This is a genomic window from Bacteroides sp. GM023 (genome assembly GCF_014750685.1).
Classification (GTDB): Bacteria; Bacteroidota; Bacteroidia; order Bacteroidales; family Bacteroidaceae; genus Bacteroides.
In genome coordinates, this window is record NZ_JAAXGE010000003.1 from 522,294 (window position 1) to 538,608 (window position 16,315).

Annotated in this window: 14 protein-coding genes; 7 read left to right on the plus strand and 7 right to left on the minus strand. The window is 41.3% G+C overall.

Annotation, left to right across the window (positions count from 1 at the left end):
• Positions 1 to 87 precede the first annotated feature (87 nt).
• The 7 genes from HC965_RS08740 to HC965_RS08770 form a co-directional block, all read right to left on the minus strand.
• Entirely contained in the window at positions 88 to 1,785 is a 1,698-nt protein-coding gene (locus HC965_RS08740; RefSeq protein WP_191031409.1) for an alpha-amylase family glycosyl hydrolase, read from the minus strand.
• 52 nt (positions 1,786 to 1,837) lie between these two features.
• A complete protein-coding gene (locus HC965_RS08745; RefSeq protein WP_191031131.1) occupies positions 1,838 to 2,644 on the minus strand; it encodes a patatin-like phospholipase family protein in 807 nt (268 codons plus the stop codon).
• An 83-nt stretch (positions 2,645 to 2,727) separates the two neighbouring features.
• Entirely contained in the window at positions 2,728 to 4,272 is a 1,545-nt protein-coding gene (locus tag HC965_RS08750; protein WP_191031132.1) for a 4Fe-4S binding protein, read from the minus strand.
• A gap of 6 nt (positions 4,273 to 4,278) precedes the next feature.
• Positions 4,279 to 5,214: a DUF362 domain-containing protein gene (locus HC965_RS08755; RefSeq protein ID WP_191031133.1), complete on the minus strand. Its 936-nt coding sequence runs from the start codon at positions 5,212 to 5,214 to the stop codon at positions 4,279 to 4,281.
• A gap of 12 nt (positions 5,215 to 5,226) precedes the next feature.
• A complete protein-coding gene (locus tag HC965_RS08760) occupies positions 5,227 to 5,736 on the minus strand; it encodes an ECF transporter S component (protein ID WP_191031134.1) in 510 nt (169 codons plus the stop codon).
• Between the two features lie 242 nt (positions 5,737 to 5,978).
• Positions 5,979 to 6,689 carry a DUF169 domain-containing protein gene (locus HC965_RS08765; protein ID WP_191031135.1) on the minus strand — a complete coding sequence of 237 codons (711 nt, stop codon included), beginning with the start codon at positions 6,687 to 6,689 and terminating at the stop codon, positions 5,979 to 5,981.
• A gap of 72 nt (positions 6,690 to 6,761) precedes the next feature.
• Positions 6,762 to 7,649, minus strand: a complete 888-nt coding sequence (locus tag HC965_RS08770) for a polyphosphate kinase 2 family protein (RefSeq protein WP_191031136.1) — start codon at positions 7,647 to 7,649, stop codon at positions 6,762 to 6,764.
• Between the two features lie 187 nt (positions 7,650 to 7,836).
• On the opposite strand from HC965_RS08770, the gene HC965_RS08775 reads away from it, so the two are divergent.
• The 7 genes from HC965_RS08775 (at position 7,837) to HC965_RS08805 (ending at position 16,111) form a co-directional block, all read left to right on the plus strand.
• The gene (locus tag HC965_RS08775) at positions 7,837 to 9,453 is read left to right on the plus strand and encodes a patatin-like phospholipase family protein (protein WP_191031137.1); all 1,617 of its coding nucleotides are present in this window, start codon (positions 7,837 to 7,839) and stop codon (positions 9,451 to 9,453) included.
• 12 nt (positions 9,454 to 9,465) lie between these two features.
• Complete coding sequence (locus tag HC965_RS08780) at positions 9,466 to 10,269, plus strand: DUF4846 domain-containing protein (RefSeq protein WP_191031410.1); 804 nt, start codon at positions 9,466 to 9,468, stop codon at positions 10,267 to 10,269.
• Between the two features lie 129 nt (positions 10,270 to 10,398).
• Positions 10,399 to 11,901: a glutamine synthetase family protein gene (locus HC965_RS08785; protein WP_191031138.1), complete on the plus strand. Its 1,503-nt coding sequence runs from the start codon at positions 10,399 to 10,401 to the stop codon at positions 11,899 to 11,901.
• Between the two features lie 493 nt (positions 11,902 to 12,394).
• On the plus strand, positions 12,395 to 13,291 hold the full coding sequence (locus tag HC965_RS08790; protein WP_191031139.1) for a DUF6268 family outer membrane beta-barrel protein: 897 nt from the start codon (positions 12,395 to 12,397) through the stop codon (positions 13,289 to 13,291).
• An 89-nt stretch (positions 13,292 to 13,380) separates the two neighbouring features.
• Positions 13,381 to 14,340 (plus strand): sensor histidine kinase, encoded by a 960-nt coding sequence (locus HC965_RS08795; RefSeq protein WP_223854783.1) that lies wholly within the window; start codon positions 13,381 to 13,383, stop codon positions 14,338 to 14,340.
• A complete protein-coding gene (locus HC965_RS08800; protein ID WP_191031141.1) occupies positions 14,337 to 15,395 on the plus strand; it encodes a sensor histidine kinase in 1,059 nt (352 codons plus the stop codon). Before HC965_RS08795 ends, HC965_RS08800 begins: the two co-directional genes overlap by 4 nt.
• On the plus strand, positions 15,392 to 16,111 hold the full coding sequence (locus HC965_RS08805) for a LytTR family DNA-binding domain-containing protein (protein WP_191031142.1): 720 nt from the start codon (positions 15,392 to 15,394) through the stop codon (positions 16,109 to 16,111). Before HC965_RS08800 ends, HC965_RS08805 begins: the two co-directional genes overlap by 4 nt.
• Positions 16,112 to 16,315 lie beyond the last annotated feature (204 nt).

Consider the following 16,315-nt stretch of genomic DNA (forward strand, 5'->3'; position numbering starts at 1 on the left):
GAATATTTGTTTGGGTGATATACATAAAATAACCCGGCCATTCATAATGACCGGGTTACAATGAATATATAAATCTTAGCCTTTTACTTAAAAAGTAATCTTCAGTATCTTTCCATTATAGGCTCCGACTGAAACGTCTGTCGGTTTATAAGGCAATAAACTGATTTCTTCTTTAACGCCAGTCATCAAGTCTACTGCCTTGTAAGATTCCATTTGAGGAATCTGCAAGAAGTCGAAAGCATGTGAAGGGATGTTGATTGCCACATCTACCAACTGGCTGTCGAAATTGATAACAAAGAACAATAACTCATTTTTATATTTCCTCATAAAGGTATATTGCTTACGTTCATTGAAGCGCCAGCCATTTATGTTGGCATACATTAAATCAAAGAATACACCTTTGGTGATTGCTTCTTCCTCGTTACAAAGCGTCAGTACTTTCTGATAAATGTCATAAAGCCGTTTGTGGTCTTCGGTAAGCATCTTACCATCAAATTTTCCTCCGTTGCGCCAGCGGCGAATCGTGTCTACACTCCAATAATCAAATATAGTAGTCCTTCCGTCCCTGCCACTGAATCCTTCACTGTCCATTCCCATTTCCCCAAATTCCTGGCCAAAGTAAATCATCATAGGATTTGTGTTCATACAGGCTGAAACAATGAGTGCAGGAATCCCCTTGCGTGGATTTCCGGCAAAGAAATTAGAAGCGATGCGTTGCTCATCGTGATTTTCGAGGAAGTTGAGCATCCTTTTCTCAATTCCGTTCAGGCTTTGCCAGCAATGTGTGATGGCAGCGGCAGATTCATATCCGCATGCTACATTGCGTAATGTATCATACAAGCCTACTTTATCATATAAATAATCAAATTTGCCGCGCATCAGATAGTTGCGGTATTCATTCGGATTATAGACTTCTGCGATGAAAAGAATTTCAGGATAAGCCTCTTTGACTTGTGGAATAGCCCATTCCCAAAACTCAACGGGAACCATTTCAGCCATATCGCAGCGGAAGCCGTCAATATCCTTGGATGCCCAAAAGAGAAGGATGTCCAGCATCTTGATCCATGTGTCCGGAGTCGGGGAGAAGTGACATGTGCCACCATTCTGATAGTCCACTCCATAGTTCAGTTTGACTGTTTCGTACCAGTCAGTGATATTGGGAGTAGCGTCAAAACGATTATTACCTGTTGCCTTCGCCGGAAATTCCCGATAAGGTTCAGCAGCACCGTCTTTCATGTCAAACTGTGCATGAAGTTCTGCCTGTGGAATATAATAGAAGTTATTATAAGGGCTGAAAGACAGGCTTGAATCATCATTGGCTCCCAGTTCCGTAGTGCCATCCGGTTGTGCATCCGAATGATATTGGCGGGCCACATGATTGGGAACAAAGTCAATGATAACTTTCAATCCGGCACGATGGGTACGGTGTACCAGGTTCTCGAACTCCTTCATACGTCCTGGCACATCGTTTGCCAAATCCGGGTCAACATCGTAATAATCCTTGATGGCATAAGGCGAGCCGGCTTTTCCTTTCACGATAGCGGGATGGTCGGGACTGATGTTGTATCGGCGATAATCTGTCTGCGTAGCATGTTCGATGATACCTGTATACCAAATATGCGTACTACCCAGTTTCTTGATTTCTCCAAGTGCCTTTAGGGTGAAATCGGCCATTTTTCCACAGCCGTTGGCGCTTATGTCACCATTGTAGACACAATGGTTGTTATTATTTCCAAACAGGCGGGTGAACACCTGATAGATGATTATTTTCTTTTCGTCATTCATATCGAGTAGATTTTTATGATTCGTATTCATTGTTCTTTGGGGAGAATATGAGTTATTTCCATATCTTCCCCTTTTCTGCCAACAATTGATTCAACACTTCGTTGGCTGTATTATATCCATGTTCAAAGATTTCTTCTGCTTTTTCCAGTTCCGTATTGCTATACCCATATAAGTTATAAGGTTCAATCAGCAAATCACATTTTTCTCTTTCGGGAAAAGTATTGGCACGAAACATAAAGTGGAATGAACGCATGGCGATGCTTACAATATTCATCTTATAATCTTGCGCCATGATGGGACTTACATTGACAGCCACCACCTTATCACAAACACGTCGAAGAGTGGAAACCGGAAGATTCATCATCAATCCGCCATCCACATAATTAGTTCCTTCTATATTGACGGGAGCAAACATGACAGGCATACAGCAGGAAGCAGCCACCCGCTCCGCTATGGTGCCACGATGAAAATGAACCATACGCCCGTGGTCGAGGTCGGTTGCTGTGATAATCAGGGGAATCTGTAAATCTTCCAGATTCTTAGCCTTTACGTTCGTCCGGAGAAAATCAATAAATTCACAGAGGTCGAATAACCCTTTCTTGGGAATAACCAATTTGGTCAAGTCCTGAAATTTATGTCCGGAGAAATAATCAAGCACTTTGTGGGGTTCGTTGCCGTCCGCATAGAAAACTCCTGCGAGTGCTCCCGCACTTACTCCGGAGATAATGTCCGGTTTGATGTCATGCTCCAAGAGAGCTTGCATTGCCCCCAAATGGGCAAATCCTTTAATAAATCCTCCGCTCAGAGCATAGCCAATCTGATATTTCCGGCTATTCCAGTTATTTGTATATACCTCCATGAAATCCTATTTTCTTTAGTTCGCCACGAATTTAGTGAAATTATTGAAAGTAGGCGGAATATAATGAATAGTTTTTTTGGAAGTTAGAATCCGAAGCCATCAATTTCAACTTTATGTTCTTCGCTTTCTTTAAATGGTTTTGCTTCTTTTTGTACAGGATTTCCTTCAATATATACAGCCCGGAACGGACGTGCAGGACAGACATATTCACAACCTCCGCAACCTACACATATCTCTGTATTCACATGAGGGATGGTCAGCCCATCCCTGTAAGGTACCATGGCGATGGCTTGAGTGGGACAGTGCTCCGAACAAGCCCCGCAACTGGTTCCGTCTGTATAGACAATACAGTTTTCTTCGATAAATACCACGGTTCCCATTTGAGTGAGGTGCTTCTGCTCGACAGTCAAAGGAAGAATGGCACCATTGGGGCATACATCTCCGCAAACCGTACAATCGAAATTACAGAATCCTTTATCGAAATTGACAGTAGGTTGCATTATGCCTGCCAGTCCATATTCCATGAAAGCCGGCTTCAGAACATGCGACGGACATTTGCTTACACAAAGATGACACGACGTACATTGCTGCTGGAAATGCTCCTGGCTGACAGAACCCGGCGGAGTAATCGGATTTTCCTTTTTATAAGCCTTTTTCCCTTGCATGGTTGCCACAGATTCCTGGACTTGTGAGAGAATCTTAGGTGCTGCTCCGGCAGTAATAAGGCCGGCAACAAGGAAACGTCGTTTGGAAGAATCAGTAGTTGCCGATGTGGCAACTTCTTCCGAAAGCGATTGTTGCTTTTTTGTTGCAGGACTATAAACTAAAGCCTTCTGTTTGCAAGTCCCTAGACAATCGAAACAATCTACGCAGCGACTGTGGTCAATGATATGTTCCTTACTGTTGATACAGGCAGCTTTACATTTGGTAGCACAAAGCCCGCAACCATTACATTTCGTAGCGTCAATGCGAACCTTGAATAAAGAAAAACGGCTTAAAAATCCGAGTACAGTCCCGACAGGGCAAATTGTGTTGCACCAGGTTCTTCCATGTTTCCATGCCAATATAATAATGATTCCGAACGTAAGTATTGCGATAAGCAGGGAGGAAAGACTAAGCATGGACGTATCTACCTGATAGAACGTATAATTCTCAAATTTTGAAAAGACAGATTCCAGCAAGTTATTCCCTAACATATAGACAGGCTTGAATACATGCACCGCAATACGCCCGTAAGCACTATATGGGTCCAATATTCCTATTGCAGCAGTAAATTTGCCAATAAAAGCAATTACCAGCACTCCGACGATGCTCCATCGCAATATGTTTTTGGCAGGGCTGTATTTGTACCTTTTCTTTTTCTTTCCTGTCGATTTGGAAATGCGTGCAACGACATCTTGCAGAATACCCATCGGGCAAATCGTTGAGCAATAAACGCGTCCGAACAGCAAAGTCAGTACAATAAGAAAAAGCAATATACCTACGCTGAATGATATCAGCGCAGGTATAAATTGAATATGTGCTAACCTATGAAAACTATTCGGTAATATCCCTGCGAAATCTATAAAATAAAAAGTAATCAGTACAAAAGGCAGGACTGATAGTACGATACGTATCTTTCTTAACATTATAATTTACATCTTAATTCGCTTGACATTCAGTTTGTCAAGGTTCATGGTACCTACTTTCAAAGCTTCTCCCTTGGAGAGATGTCCTACGGTATCCAATGGCATCTCACGTACCTGGTTGAAGAACTTGGCAGCAGCCGTATCTACAGCTACAATATCCGGTGAAATGAACAATCCTTTTGCCAGGACAACATCTGACGCCGAACGTCCTCGTGGACCATTAGTTTTCATAATTCGATAAGCGTCTACTACATTGAGCACAGCCTTTTTCTGTAACGTACATATATCCGCTATGCACTGTTGCAAATCATTCTGATGGAAGAAACCACGATCCCATACAATTCCCATATGATTTTTCATTGAGATTGTCAGATTGGCTCCGCCATGATTCTTCAGAATAGGGACATTAATCCACACGTCACAATTCAGAATCGCTTCATGTACTTTTGCCTTCTTCATCTTTTTGCCATTTGGCAGATCTACCGGTTTGTAGTAAGATTCCAAATGAGCAGGCATTACCTTAGCTCCCGCACTTTTGGCGGCAGCTTCGATACCGCTATTTTTGTAACATTTCTGCCAATCATCACAAGTATGGTCGAATACCGTCACTTCTTTAGCTCCGGCAGCAAAACATTGCTTCACGATTTCTTCAACCAGCTTCGGGTTTGTATTACCTGCCAGTTCCGGTACTTTATCCCAACCGATATTAGGTTTCACAACTACTTTCTGTCCCGGTTTCACAAACTGTTTCATTCCACCCAGTTCGCTGATGGCACGGCGGAACATCGCTTCCGGCTCTCCACCCATAACAGCCACCAGGTCGGGATTGTCTCCATTTGCTTTATTGATAGTCTGAGTTAGTATCTCCATAGCTTCTGAACGCTGTATAGTCAGAGCTGCTCCGGTGATCGCTACTGTTTTTAAAAAGTCCCTTCTATCCATCTTTCTATTTGTTTAGAGTTTTGCAATCGCTTTCAAGAGCGCATATCCGCCGAACCATTGAATTAACATTCCCGGGATACCGATACGGAAATCCTGTACGGCTACATAGAAACTTCCGGTGAGTACCCATTCAAAAGCGGTTCCTATAATCTGATAGGATAGTACGATGCCAAGAATACCAAGTAAAGAAACTGATTTCATGGTACGTGCGGCGAGAGCGGAAGCTCCGGCGAGCAACGTAGATTTTATTAATAGAATCGGAAGTACCGCTTCCGAAGGCATGGCAAATAATAAATGATTGAGAACAGGAGAAAAAATAGCTGTCAATAATCCTACAAAGAAACCATATTTATAAGCGGCAATCAGTGTGAAAAAATAAATCGGCAATAGAGTAGGACCGCCGTAAGGCACAAGATGACATAATTGTGGAAGTGCAATGTTACCGGCTACAAAAAGCAAGGCAAACAGATAAGTTTTCACATTGCTGTATTTCAGCGAATAGAGTTTGGCAGATGTTTCCATTTTCGTTGATACTTTAATGGTTAAATAGAACGATAATATATTAATAATAAGACTTCTCACCTGATAAAAGGTTTAATCCTGCCGGCATATTTTTTTAGTCCGGTGGGAAAGAATTTGTTTCCCGCAGGGCAACTATAGTTTCCCCGCAGTACAACTGTTGTTACCCCGTAGGGGAAACTATAGTTTGTCTACGGGGAAACTATAGTTGCACTACGGGAAACTTTCAAAGGCAAACGGGGGACTTATCCGTTCATCCTTTCTTTTATCTTTCCCCATGCGTGCGTATCGAACAGACAGCTTTGGCGCATAGTCAGATACATCTCTTTAAACCTTGACATAGGTATAGTGTAGCTTAGTTTATCCGGCTCGAAGTAGGGGCGGACGGAGGGATCGAAGAAACCGATGAAAGTACGTTTACCGCCTTTCCGGTTTTCTATGGTAGCTTGAGTCACTACGCTGCTGCAACCGGAGCCAAAAGTAGAAACTACAGAGTCTTCTGCATTGTTATCATAGAAAGCCCAGGTCGTCAGCCCGGAAAGCATATCAGGATTGGCTAGAAAAACAATCCCCTCTACCTCTTCAAAGCTCTTCACCTTATCTATTCGTACAAAGTGGAGATACTTCTTTTCCGTTCTCGAAACCCCGATTTGCTCCACAAAGTCAATAACCATTTGCGGAGTCTTCTTGTATTTCTCTTTGAGTGAAACAAAAGTCGGCACACGTTCCGGCATTTCAGTAAAACCTGTATAGAACTTGCCGCCACCGCAGCCGATATTCTCTTCATTCAGGCTGATAATGCCACCTTCTCTAACCGTCTTCATACCTTTGAAGAAGCAACCGTTTATCTTCTCGGTTTCCCCTTCCAGCTTATCCGAATACCAAAATACGAGAGGCAGTTCGGCAGTTTCTCCGAATGCCTCTCTAAAGTTTTGAATAAATACTTGAATGTTCATAGCTTATCAATTTTTGTTTTATATGTAGGTCTTTCTACAAAGTTAGAATAAAAAAGGATAAGCGCAAGCAAATCAAAAGTTAATGTCTGATACACTTTTCTTACATTCTTCCAATTTCTCTAACCCTTCTTTTGACAGTTTGGGATAATGCAAGTCCAATTGTTGCATCCGGTCGCAAATGATTCGTCCCACTGCATACCGCATGAACCATTTATTATCTGCTGGAATCACATACCAGGGAGCCACTTCAGTCGATGTCTCCGTCAATACATCCGCATAAGCCTTCATATACTCATCCCAAAACTGGCGTTCCTTGATATCTGCGGAAGAGAACTTCCAGTTTTTTGCCGGATCGTCCAGTCGCTCCATAAATCGCTTTTTCTGTTCAGCTTTCGATACGTTGAGGAAGAATTTCAGAACGACTGTTCCATTTTCTGTCAGGTAACGTTCGAAATCATTAATCTGCCGATACCGGCGTTTCCAAAAGTCGGGATCAATATCTTTCACCGTTTCAATCCCCGGCAGTTTATTGGATAAAATGATTTCCGGATGCACCCTGGCAATCAATACATCTTCGTATTGCGAACGGTTGAAGATACCGATACGTCCTCTTTCAGGCAGTGAACGATTGATACGCCAAAGATAATCATGGTCTAATTCTTCGGCAGAGGGCTGTTTGAATGAATACACCTGGCATCCCTGCGGATTAATGCCGGACATCACATGCTTGATAGTCCCGTCCTTTCCGGCTGCGTCCATCGCCTGAAAAATAATCAGAATCGAATACCGGTCTTGTGCATAAAGCATACTTTGCAGCTCTGAGAGTTTCTCAACATCTTTAGCCAACTGTTCTTTAGCGTCCTGCTTGGACGAATCACCCGTGAATGACGAATCGAAATCCGATACCAGATGTTTTTTTCCGGGCTTTGCCAGCAACTCTTTAAGCATATCTTTTTTCATGTGCCTGTAATTTAAAAGTTTCTACTGAAAATAAAACAGTTGAAGCGACCAATTAGTTTTTCAGGTCAGCACGTTTGGACGTCGGGCACATGCTGTTCATCCCTTTAATCGGAAGAAAAACAGACATTCGTCTTCGTTTTAAATAATAATTACTTATATTTGTCTCACACAACTTAAAATATACATTATGGGAAATAAACTCAAGATAGCACTGACCTTTTCAGGAGGAGGTTATCGTGCTGCCACTTTTCATTTGGGTGCCTTGTCATATCTTCATACAATAAAAACAGGAGAGTCTACCTTATTAGAAAATGTTGTTGCTTTGTCGACTATATCAGGAGGAACAATAACAGGATTGCGCTATATGCTTGGGCTGACTCGTGGCGAGCCTGTCAATGAAATATTCAGTGATTTATATCACTTCTTCACTCAAATAGATTTAGCTACTGTCGCTATGGATAATTTGTCAGAATACGGAGAAGAACAATGTGCTTCTCTGATTCGTACAATGGCAGATATTTATAATACGGAATTGTTCAAAGGAGCGGTATTAGGCGATTTGATGGATAAAATAAATGATATTCATATCAGGCATTTTGCGGCCAATGCGACGGACTTTACCAACGGGCTTGCTTTTCGTTTCCAGGCTACTGAGAACACAGGTACGAAGCCCGGCACTACATCCGGTTATGGAATTGTAGGTAATAATAAAATTCGTATTCCCCGCGAAGTAGCCAGGCATATTCGTTTGTCTGAAATACTGGCGTGTTCATCTTGTTTCCCCAGCGGTTTTGAGCCGTTAGTTTTTCCGAAAGATTTCGTGCTGGGGGATTCGGAAGAAGTGAAGAACTACATTTCTAAAATAGAACCCTTTGGTATTATGGATGGAGGAGTAGTTGACAATCAGGGAATTGAACCTATCATTTTGGCTGAAGAACGGATGGCAAGATGCGCGGGCAGCACTGACGGGAAATGTCTGGACCTGGTGATTATCTCCGATGTAGCCAGTCCTTACATGAATGCATATGCTCCTTCCGCTTTCTGTTTGCCCAAGTCTATTGGGAATTTAAGTCTGAAGAAACTATCAGGACGTTTATGGATTGCCGGAATTGTGTCGACCGGAATTGTTGCCGCTTCCTATATCTTTACTTCGTTTTCTTTCTTATCCGGTTTTCTAACGGCTCTTTGGGTACTTTTGGTTGGGATTTTTATCACTTATACTGTCTTGAAAAAGAAGCTGATTCGTATTGCCAAAACGACTGTTATACAGGATAGTATTCCCTCTGTACTGAACTTACGCTTCAAGGATATTGCAACATTGGCTGCCAATCGGTTAAGCTCGGTATTGCTGCTGGTTTCTTCTGTGTTTATGAAACATTTGCGTCGCATGGGATATCGTAGCGTTTATCAGGATGATACTTGGTATAACCGCACAATGATGAATGGAGTCTATGAGCTTCGTCCCGGTGAATCCTGGATTTCCAAATTGAAATATGGACAACTTCCCGAATATTTGCGACCGGGTGATGCTATACAACAGAATTCCCAAAAAGCGGCAAGCATGGGTACCACACTTTGGTTTACACAGCAGGAAAAGGAAACAGGTATGCCGGACGCGTTGATTGCTGCCGGGCAATATACAATATGTTGGAATCTGCTTGAATATATAGAAGATATCAAGAAAGATCCAACGAATACGAATGAGCATCATCAGCAGATTATGGCCTGTGAAGAACAATTGAGAAAAGACTGGGAGGAATTCCAGCAGAATCCGCTTTGCAAACTGGATGAATGGAAGAAATAAAAGGATATGAAAATAAAGTATTTGCTAATGTGTGCAGGGATGTTTATTACTGTCCTGCACTCACAGGGACAGGAAAAGATAACGGATAGAATTGCTCCTCCGTCGGGTTATGCCAGGGAGGTTTGCCCCGACAATTCGTTTACAGCTTATTTGCGTAATTTGCCTTTATTGCCTAAAGGCAGCAAAGTGTTACTATACAATGGAAGAGAAAAAGGGAATCAGGCAGCTGCATTTGCGGTTGTGAATATGGAGATAGGTAATCGTGATTTGCAGCAATGCGCTGATGCGGTGATACGTCTGCGGGCAGAATATCTATGGAAAAATAAAAGGTATGAAGACATAAAGTTCAATTTTACTAGTGGATTTACTGCGGAATACAAAAAATGGGCGGAGGGCAACCGAATAAAAGTTAGTGGTAATCATGTTCAATGGTACGCTTCGGGTAAAGGGAAAGATTATTCTTATCAGACTTTTCGTAGCTATCTGGATATTGTTTTCATGTATGCAGGAACGGCTTCTTTATCCCGGGAGCTCCCAACTGTACCCTATACTTCCCTACAACCCGGTGATGTATTTATTAAAGGTGGTTCACCCGGTCATGCCGTTATTGTTATGGATGTTGCTATTCATCCGGCTACCAAGAAGAAAGTATTTCTCCTGGCACAAAGTTATATGCCTGCCCAACAGATTCATATCCTCGTCAATCCAACCAATCGCAGTCTTTCTCCCTGGTATGAGTTGGCGGAGACCGATACAGGGAAACTATACACTCCTGAATGGATTTTTGAAAAGAAAGATCTGAAGCGTTTTAAGTAGTAGAATAGACATAAACGAAATATAGTAAGGAAATAATCTTACCTATTTTTATTTGTTTTTCTATCTTTTCCTTATCTTTGGCGTTCAACAAACCGTTTTTAATCATACAACAACGAAAAACAACCGATTATGAATCAAGATTTATCAATGAATGCCAACCAATTGGTAGCATTCCTTCAGAAGCCGACTTCTGAATTTACCAAAGCTGACATTATCTCATTTATCCAACAAAAAGATATCCGCATGGTTAATTTTATGTACCCTGCGGGAGACGGCCGTCTGAAAACTTTGAACTTTGTTATCAATAACCAGGCTTACCTGGAAGCTATTCTCACTTGTGGAGAACGGGTAGACGGTTCCAGTCTTTTCTCTTTTATAGAAGCAGGAAGTAGTGACCTTTATGTAATTCCCCGTTTCTGTACTGCATTTGTTGACCCCTTTGCGGAGATTCCGACTCTGTCCATGCTTTGCTCTTTCTTCAATAAGGACGGAGAACCGCTCGAAAGTGCACCGGAACATACTCTTTACAAAGCAAGCAAAACCTTTACGGAAGTTACCGGAATGGAATTTCAAGCTATGGGCGAACTGGAATATTATGTAATAGCACCGGATACCGGCATGTTCCAGGCAACCGACCAACGCGGTTATCATGAATCAGGCCCTTATGCCAAATTCAATGAGTTCCGTACCCAATGTATGTCTTATATCGCACAGACGGGCGGACAAATAAAGTACGGACACTCTGAAGTTGGTAATTTTACCTTGGACGGTTATATCTACGAACAGAATGAAATAGAATTCTTGCCTGTTCCCGTGTCACAGGCAGCAGACCAACTAATGATAGCCAAATGGGTAATCCGTAATTTGGGATATAAATATGGATATAATGTGACGTTCGCCCCTAAAATTACAGCAGGTAAAGCAGGTTCGGGCTTGCATGTTCATATGCGTATTATGAAGGACGGAAAGAATCAAATGCTGCAGGACGGTGTTTTGTCTGAAACAGCCCGTAAGGCAATTGCCGGAATGATGGTACTTGCTCCTTCGATTACTGCCTTTGGAAATACGAATCCTACTTCTTACTTCCGCCTTGTCCCTCACCAGGAAGCACCTACCAATGTTTGCTGGGGAGACCGCAACCGTTCCGTATTAGTGCGTGTTCCCCTGGGCTGGGCTGCCAAGACGGATATGTGTACATTAGCAAATCCATTAGAAGCTGAAAGCCATTTCGACACCAGTCAGAAGCAGACTGTGGAAATGCGTTCGCCGGATGGTTCGGCAGATTTATATCAACTGTTGGCTGGTTTGGCTGTTGCCTGCCGTCATGGTTTTGAAATAGGAAATGCATTGGATATTGCCCGGGAAACATATGTGAACGTGAATATCCATCAAAAGGAGAATGAAGATAAACTGAAAGTATTGGCACAATTGCCGGATAGCTGCGAAGCTTCTGCCGACTGCCTGCAACAGCAAAGAGCAATCTTTGAACAATATAATGTATTTAGTCCGGCAATGATTGACGGTATTATCCGCAGACTTCGCAGTTATGAAGATAAGACGCTGCGTGCTGATTTGGAAGGAAAGTCACAAGAAATGTTGGATTTGGTACATAAGTATTTCCATTGTGGATAATTAAAAAATGGAATATAAATAAAAGACTATCTTGCTTTGGGAAGGTAGTCTTTTTTGCTTTATTTCTTGGATACGAACCATTTTCTGAAGATTTTAGGTAAAACAAACAAATCTGTAATTAGAAAAAGGATACCAATGACGATTAGAATAATATATAAGAATCTTTTATGTTCGATTGCAGGAATTACAGAATCGTTTACTGAATTATGCGTAATAATAAGTCCACAGCTACCGGCAATAATAAGCCCGACACTTACTGAAAAGACTGTTATGAGAACTACTCTTCTGATAAATCTTTGATTTCCCATCTCCGCAACCATTCTTCTTGTGTTTATTTGATAGAGCAAAGTTAGAATAAAAAAGCAGATAACAAGAAATGGAGTCACAAATTCTTCGTTTCGTATATTGAAAACCGTGTTTGGTCTACAAATTCCTGATACAGATTGGTAAAGCTCTATTTTTGCTTCATTCAAATTCAAAAACAGATAAAAGAATGAAGTCTATTTTATTAAGTATGTTCGCCTTGCTTTTATTACTATCTGAAAATATGCAGGCACAGATAACGATTAAGACAGGGTATATATCTTCTTCGCAATATAAGGATGAGGATGGGCAGAAAACGGGTGGGAAAGGAGATATGCGATTTGTGGAAGGTGGCATCAATATCCCTGTCTCGCAGAAAATGAATGAGAGAAATCAGCCTACGGTTTGGATGATTTCGGCCGGAGCAGGCTATACATCTATGAACAATAAAAATCTCCAATCCTACATAGATGTAGATCAAATAATAAACATGCAGTTGAATGTGACCAATATCCGTCCGATTAGTAAGAGATGGCTGTTACTGACTACGATTGGTGCAGGAGTCTATACAACTTCCGATGTGAAACTGAAAAATATTCTTGGACAAGGGGGAGCAGTCTTTATCCGCCAGTTTAAGCCGAACTTGTTTTTAGGGGCGGGATTGGCTATCAATAATACCTTTGGCTATCCGATGCTATTTCCGGCAATCTATTTCGATTGGAGTACGGAAGGGCGTTATCAGATAAAAGTATCCATGCTGAATGCAATGGAAGTTTCGGCAGGAATGAGAATGAATAAATACCTGAACCTGAAAGTGGTTGCGGAAATGAACGGTTCACTGGCATTATTGGAAAGAGAAGGGAAGGATGTCGTGTTTTCCCAGCAATTCATTATTGCAGGCTTGCAGCCGGAAGTGAATTTTGGAAATTCTTTTTCCGTGACCGCTACTGCCGGTGTTTCATGTAGCCGGATTGCTTATTACACCACCCGCACTTTAAAAGCCTTTTTCAAAGATATGTCCAAAGATGCAGACCCTTATTTCAAACCGGCAGCATATGTTTCGATGGGAATGAAATATAAGTTCTAAAAAAGTAGTAACTTTATCGCCAGATGTCAGTTAAGATACCCTTATATAGATTACTGAAACAGACAGGCCTATTTCTTATAGTTGCCTTTTTGGTATTCAGAGGCACCTTTGTCGAAGATAACAGTCTGGGACTGAATCCGGTGACAGGTGTCAACTTGATACTTTCGCTTATACTTTGGGGAATAATTAACCTGCATACTTATTGGCTGATTCCTAAATATCTCTTTCAAGGACGATACAAAGCATATATTAGTTTTACCATTTCCCTTGTCCTATGCATGCTGTTGGCGCTTTTCATAGCTACCTATATCATGGGGCAGTATTATACAGTACCCGATAATATCAGAACATTCAATTCAGATTTCTTCTTCTCCCTGTTCCTGAATGCTCTTGCCCTTATCCTTTACTTTTTCGCATTTTCCTTCACTCTCTTCTTGCGCCGTTGGGTTTCTTATCATCAGCGCCTGAATGAATTGGAAAACAGTGGGCTTCAAACCGAACTGAATCATTTGAAAGAACAACTGCAACCTGATTTTCTTTCCAAAATGTTGAATAAAGCCCGTGACCTCTCCCTGGAAGATGCCGACAGGGCATCAGCACTGATTTTTAAACTGAGCCGTTTGCTCCGCTATCAGTTGTATGAAAGTACACATAAGAAAGTGCTATTAGGTGACGATATGCGTTTTATGACTGATTATCTGGAACTGGAGAAAATATGTAATCCTGCCTTCACCTATGAAATCCGAATGGAAAGTAAGGTGGCTTATATACAAATTCCGCCTTTATTATTTGTGCCCATTATAGAATATGCAATTCAGGAAAGCCTGGATTTAGGAAAAGATATTGCGTTTGAGTTGAAGACGGATAAAGATATGCTACTTTTTGCTTGCACTTATTCTATAAAAGAAAGCACATCGCGAAAGTCACTTCCTGCTTTTACCAAACTTCAGCATCGGTTGAAACTGTTATATTCGAAAGGGGATTATCTATTGGAGAACCGTTGTGATAACCAATCGCAGTGTGTCACTGATTTAAAAATTAAATTATGAAAGATACTTGGAATATATATAATTGGGGGAAGAGCCTGGCCGATAATCGATTCAGGCTTTTGGGACATCTGCTATTATTGTTTTTGATACTCTTTCTCGGTTTTCAGAATATCAATGGAAATTTTAATAGAGATGGATTCTTGTATGCATTTGTCGCAAGCACACTAGTGTTTGCTCTCCCCATTTATTTAAGTATTTATTGGTTGGTTCCCCGCTTTCTGAATAGACATCAACTTATCCATTATTGGATTCTGTTTTTTGTGATAATTCTTTTGAGCGTATTGTTGGGGCTTGCGTTCTTGTATCCTCTCCATCAGCACTACGGGATTCATGAATTCAGCTTGCAGGATGGGCGGTCTTTTTCTTTTTTAAGCTTTATGCATTCCATTCTCACCTTAATGTTGATAGCGAGTGGATGTACCAGTTTCGAGCTTTTCCGACGCTGGATAGTCTCCGGCAGAAAAATAATGGAACTGGAGAAAGCTACCAAACAGACGGAATTGCAACAATTAAAGAATCAGATTAATCCCCACTTTCTTTTCAATATGCTGAATAATGCTAATATTCTAGTGAAAGAAGATGCAGTGGAAGCGTCGCAAATATTAGAAAAGCTAGATGATTTGCTACGATACCAGTTCAATGACAGTGCTCGGAAAGAAGTGTTCTTAAAGGCAGATATTCAATTTCTTGTCGATTATCTCGAACTGGAAAAAGTGCGGCGGGATCATTTTGAATATCAGGTAACAACGGAAGGTGAACTCGACGAGGTTTGCGTTCCGCCATTACTCTTTATCCCTTTTGTAGAGAATGCAGTGAAACATAACCCGGACAGCAATAATCTGTCCTATGTACATCTTTATTTTACGGTACGTGATAATGAATTGCTATTTCGCTGCGAAAACTCCAAACCGCCTGTTCCGGCGGTAAAGAAAGAAGGCGGAATCGGATTAGTCAATATACGGCGCAGACTGGATTTGCTTTATGGCCCGAAGTATGTGCTGCAAATAGAAGATAAGGAAACCACTTATAATGTCAACTTACATTTGAACCTATGAATTGTATTATTGTCGATGACGAGCCGGTAGCTCGCAAAGGAATGAAATCATTGGTGGAGCAGATTCCCCAACTGGTATTGATAGGCAGCTTTAATAATGCCATCGCTGCATCCGTTTTTATGAACGAACATACGGTCGATTTAGTCTTTCTCGATATTCAGATGCCGGGAGTTACCGGACTGGAATTTGCGCAAAGCATTTCTAAGGACACATTGGTTATCTTTACAACAGCCTATGCGGAGTACGCACTTGACAGTTACGATGTGAGCGCTATTGATTACTTAGTCAAGCCCATAGAAATGAATCGTTTCTTAAAAGCAGTCAACAAAGCCGTCGCATATCATAAACTGCTGTTGTCGGAAACCCCTGAAAGGGTAGAGGAGATTCAGGAAGAATACATCTTCATCAAGTCTGAACGACGCTATTTCAAGATAAACTTCAGTGATATTCTTTTCATCGAGGGATTGAAAGATTATTCGATTCTTCAGTTGGAAGATCAACGGGTGATAACTAAGATGAATTTAAAGAATATCCATGAACAACTGCCCGACAAGCAATTTCTCCGGGTAAATAAATCCTATATTGTCAATATCTCCTGTATTGACTCTTTCGATACGAATGATATTTTTATCAAGTCCTATGAGATAGGCATAGGCGGAAGTTACAAGAAACTCTTTTTCGACGAGTTTGTGATGAAAAATCTGCCGAAAGAATAGCACTTCGGTGATTAGCCTGGAAAATCCCTGATAATAGGGGATATGAACGTTAAGTATTGGGCTATTTTCATAAAAAAGATGTTTTGCAAAAAGAAAAATGGGAGAATATAGTGCAATATATCTAAATAATGCTTTCCTTTGTGCCCAACAACAATAAAGAGGTTTATTGCGATTTGATTATTTTACGTGAATCTTCTCATTTAT

Bases quoted from the DNA above. Each gene is read 5' to 3' on its own strand.
- HC965_RS08740 (WP_191031409.1), bottom strand. From the start codon at position 1,785: ATGAATGACGAAAAGAAAATAATCATCTATCAGGTGTTCACCCGCCTG.
- HC965_RS08745 (WP_191031131.1), bottom strand. From the start codon at position 2,644: ATGGAGGTATATACAAATAACTGGAATAGCCGGAAATATCAGATTGGC.
- HC965_RS08750 (WP_191031132.1), bottom strand. From the start codon at position 4,272: ATGTTAAGAAAGATACGTATCGTACTATCAGTCCTGCCTTTTGTACTG.
- HC965_RS08755 (WP_191031133.1), bottom strand. From the start codon at position 5,214: ATGGATAGAAGGGACTTTTTAAAAACAGTAGCGATCACCGGAGCAGCT.
- HC965_RS08760 (WP_191031134.1), bottom strand. From the start codon at position 5,736: ATGGAAACATCTGCCAAACTCTATTCGCTGAAATACAGCAATGTGAAA.
- HC965_RS08765 (WP_191031135.1), bottom strand. From the start codon at position 6,689: ATGAACATTCAAGTATTTATTCAAAACTTTAGAGAGGCATTCGGAGAA.
- HC965_RS08770 (WP_191031136.1), bottom strand. From the start codon at position 7,649: ATGAAAAAAGATATGCTTAAAGAGTTGCTGGCAAAGCCCGGAAAAAAA.
- HC965_RS08775 (WP_191031137.1), top strand. From the start codon at position 7,837: ATGGGAAATAAACTCAAGATAGCACTGACCTTTTCAGGAGGAGGTTAT.
- HC965_RS08785 (WP_191031138.1), top strand. From the start codon at position 10,399: ATGAATCAAGATTTATCAATGAATGCCAACCAATTGGTAGCATTCCTT.
- HC965_RS08790 (WP_191031139.1), top strand. From the start codon at position 12,395: ATGAAGTCTATTTTATTAAGTATGTTCGCCTTGCTTTTATTACTATCT.
- HC965_RS08800 (WP_191031141.1), top strand. From the start codon at position 14,337: ATGAAAGATACTTGGAATATATATAATTGGGGGAAGAGCCTGGCCGAT.
- HC965_RS08805 (WP_191031142.1), top strand. From the start codon at position 15,392: ATGAATTGTATTATTGTCGATGACGAGCCGGTAGCTCGCAAAGGAATG.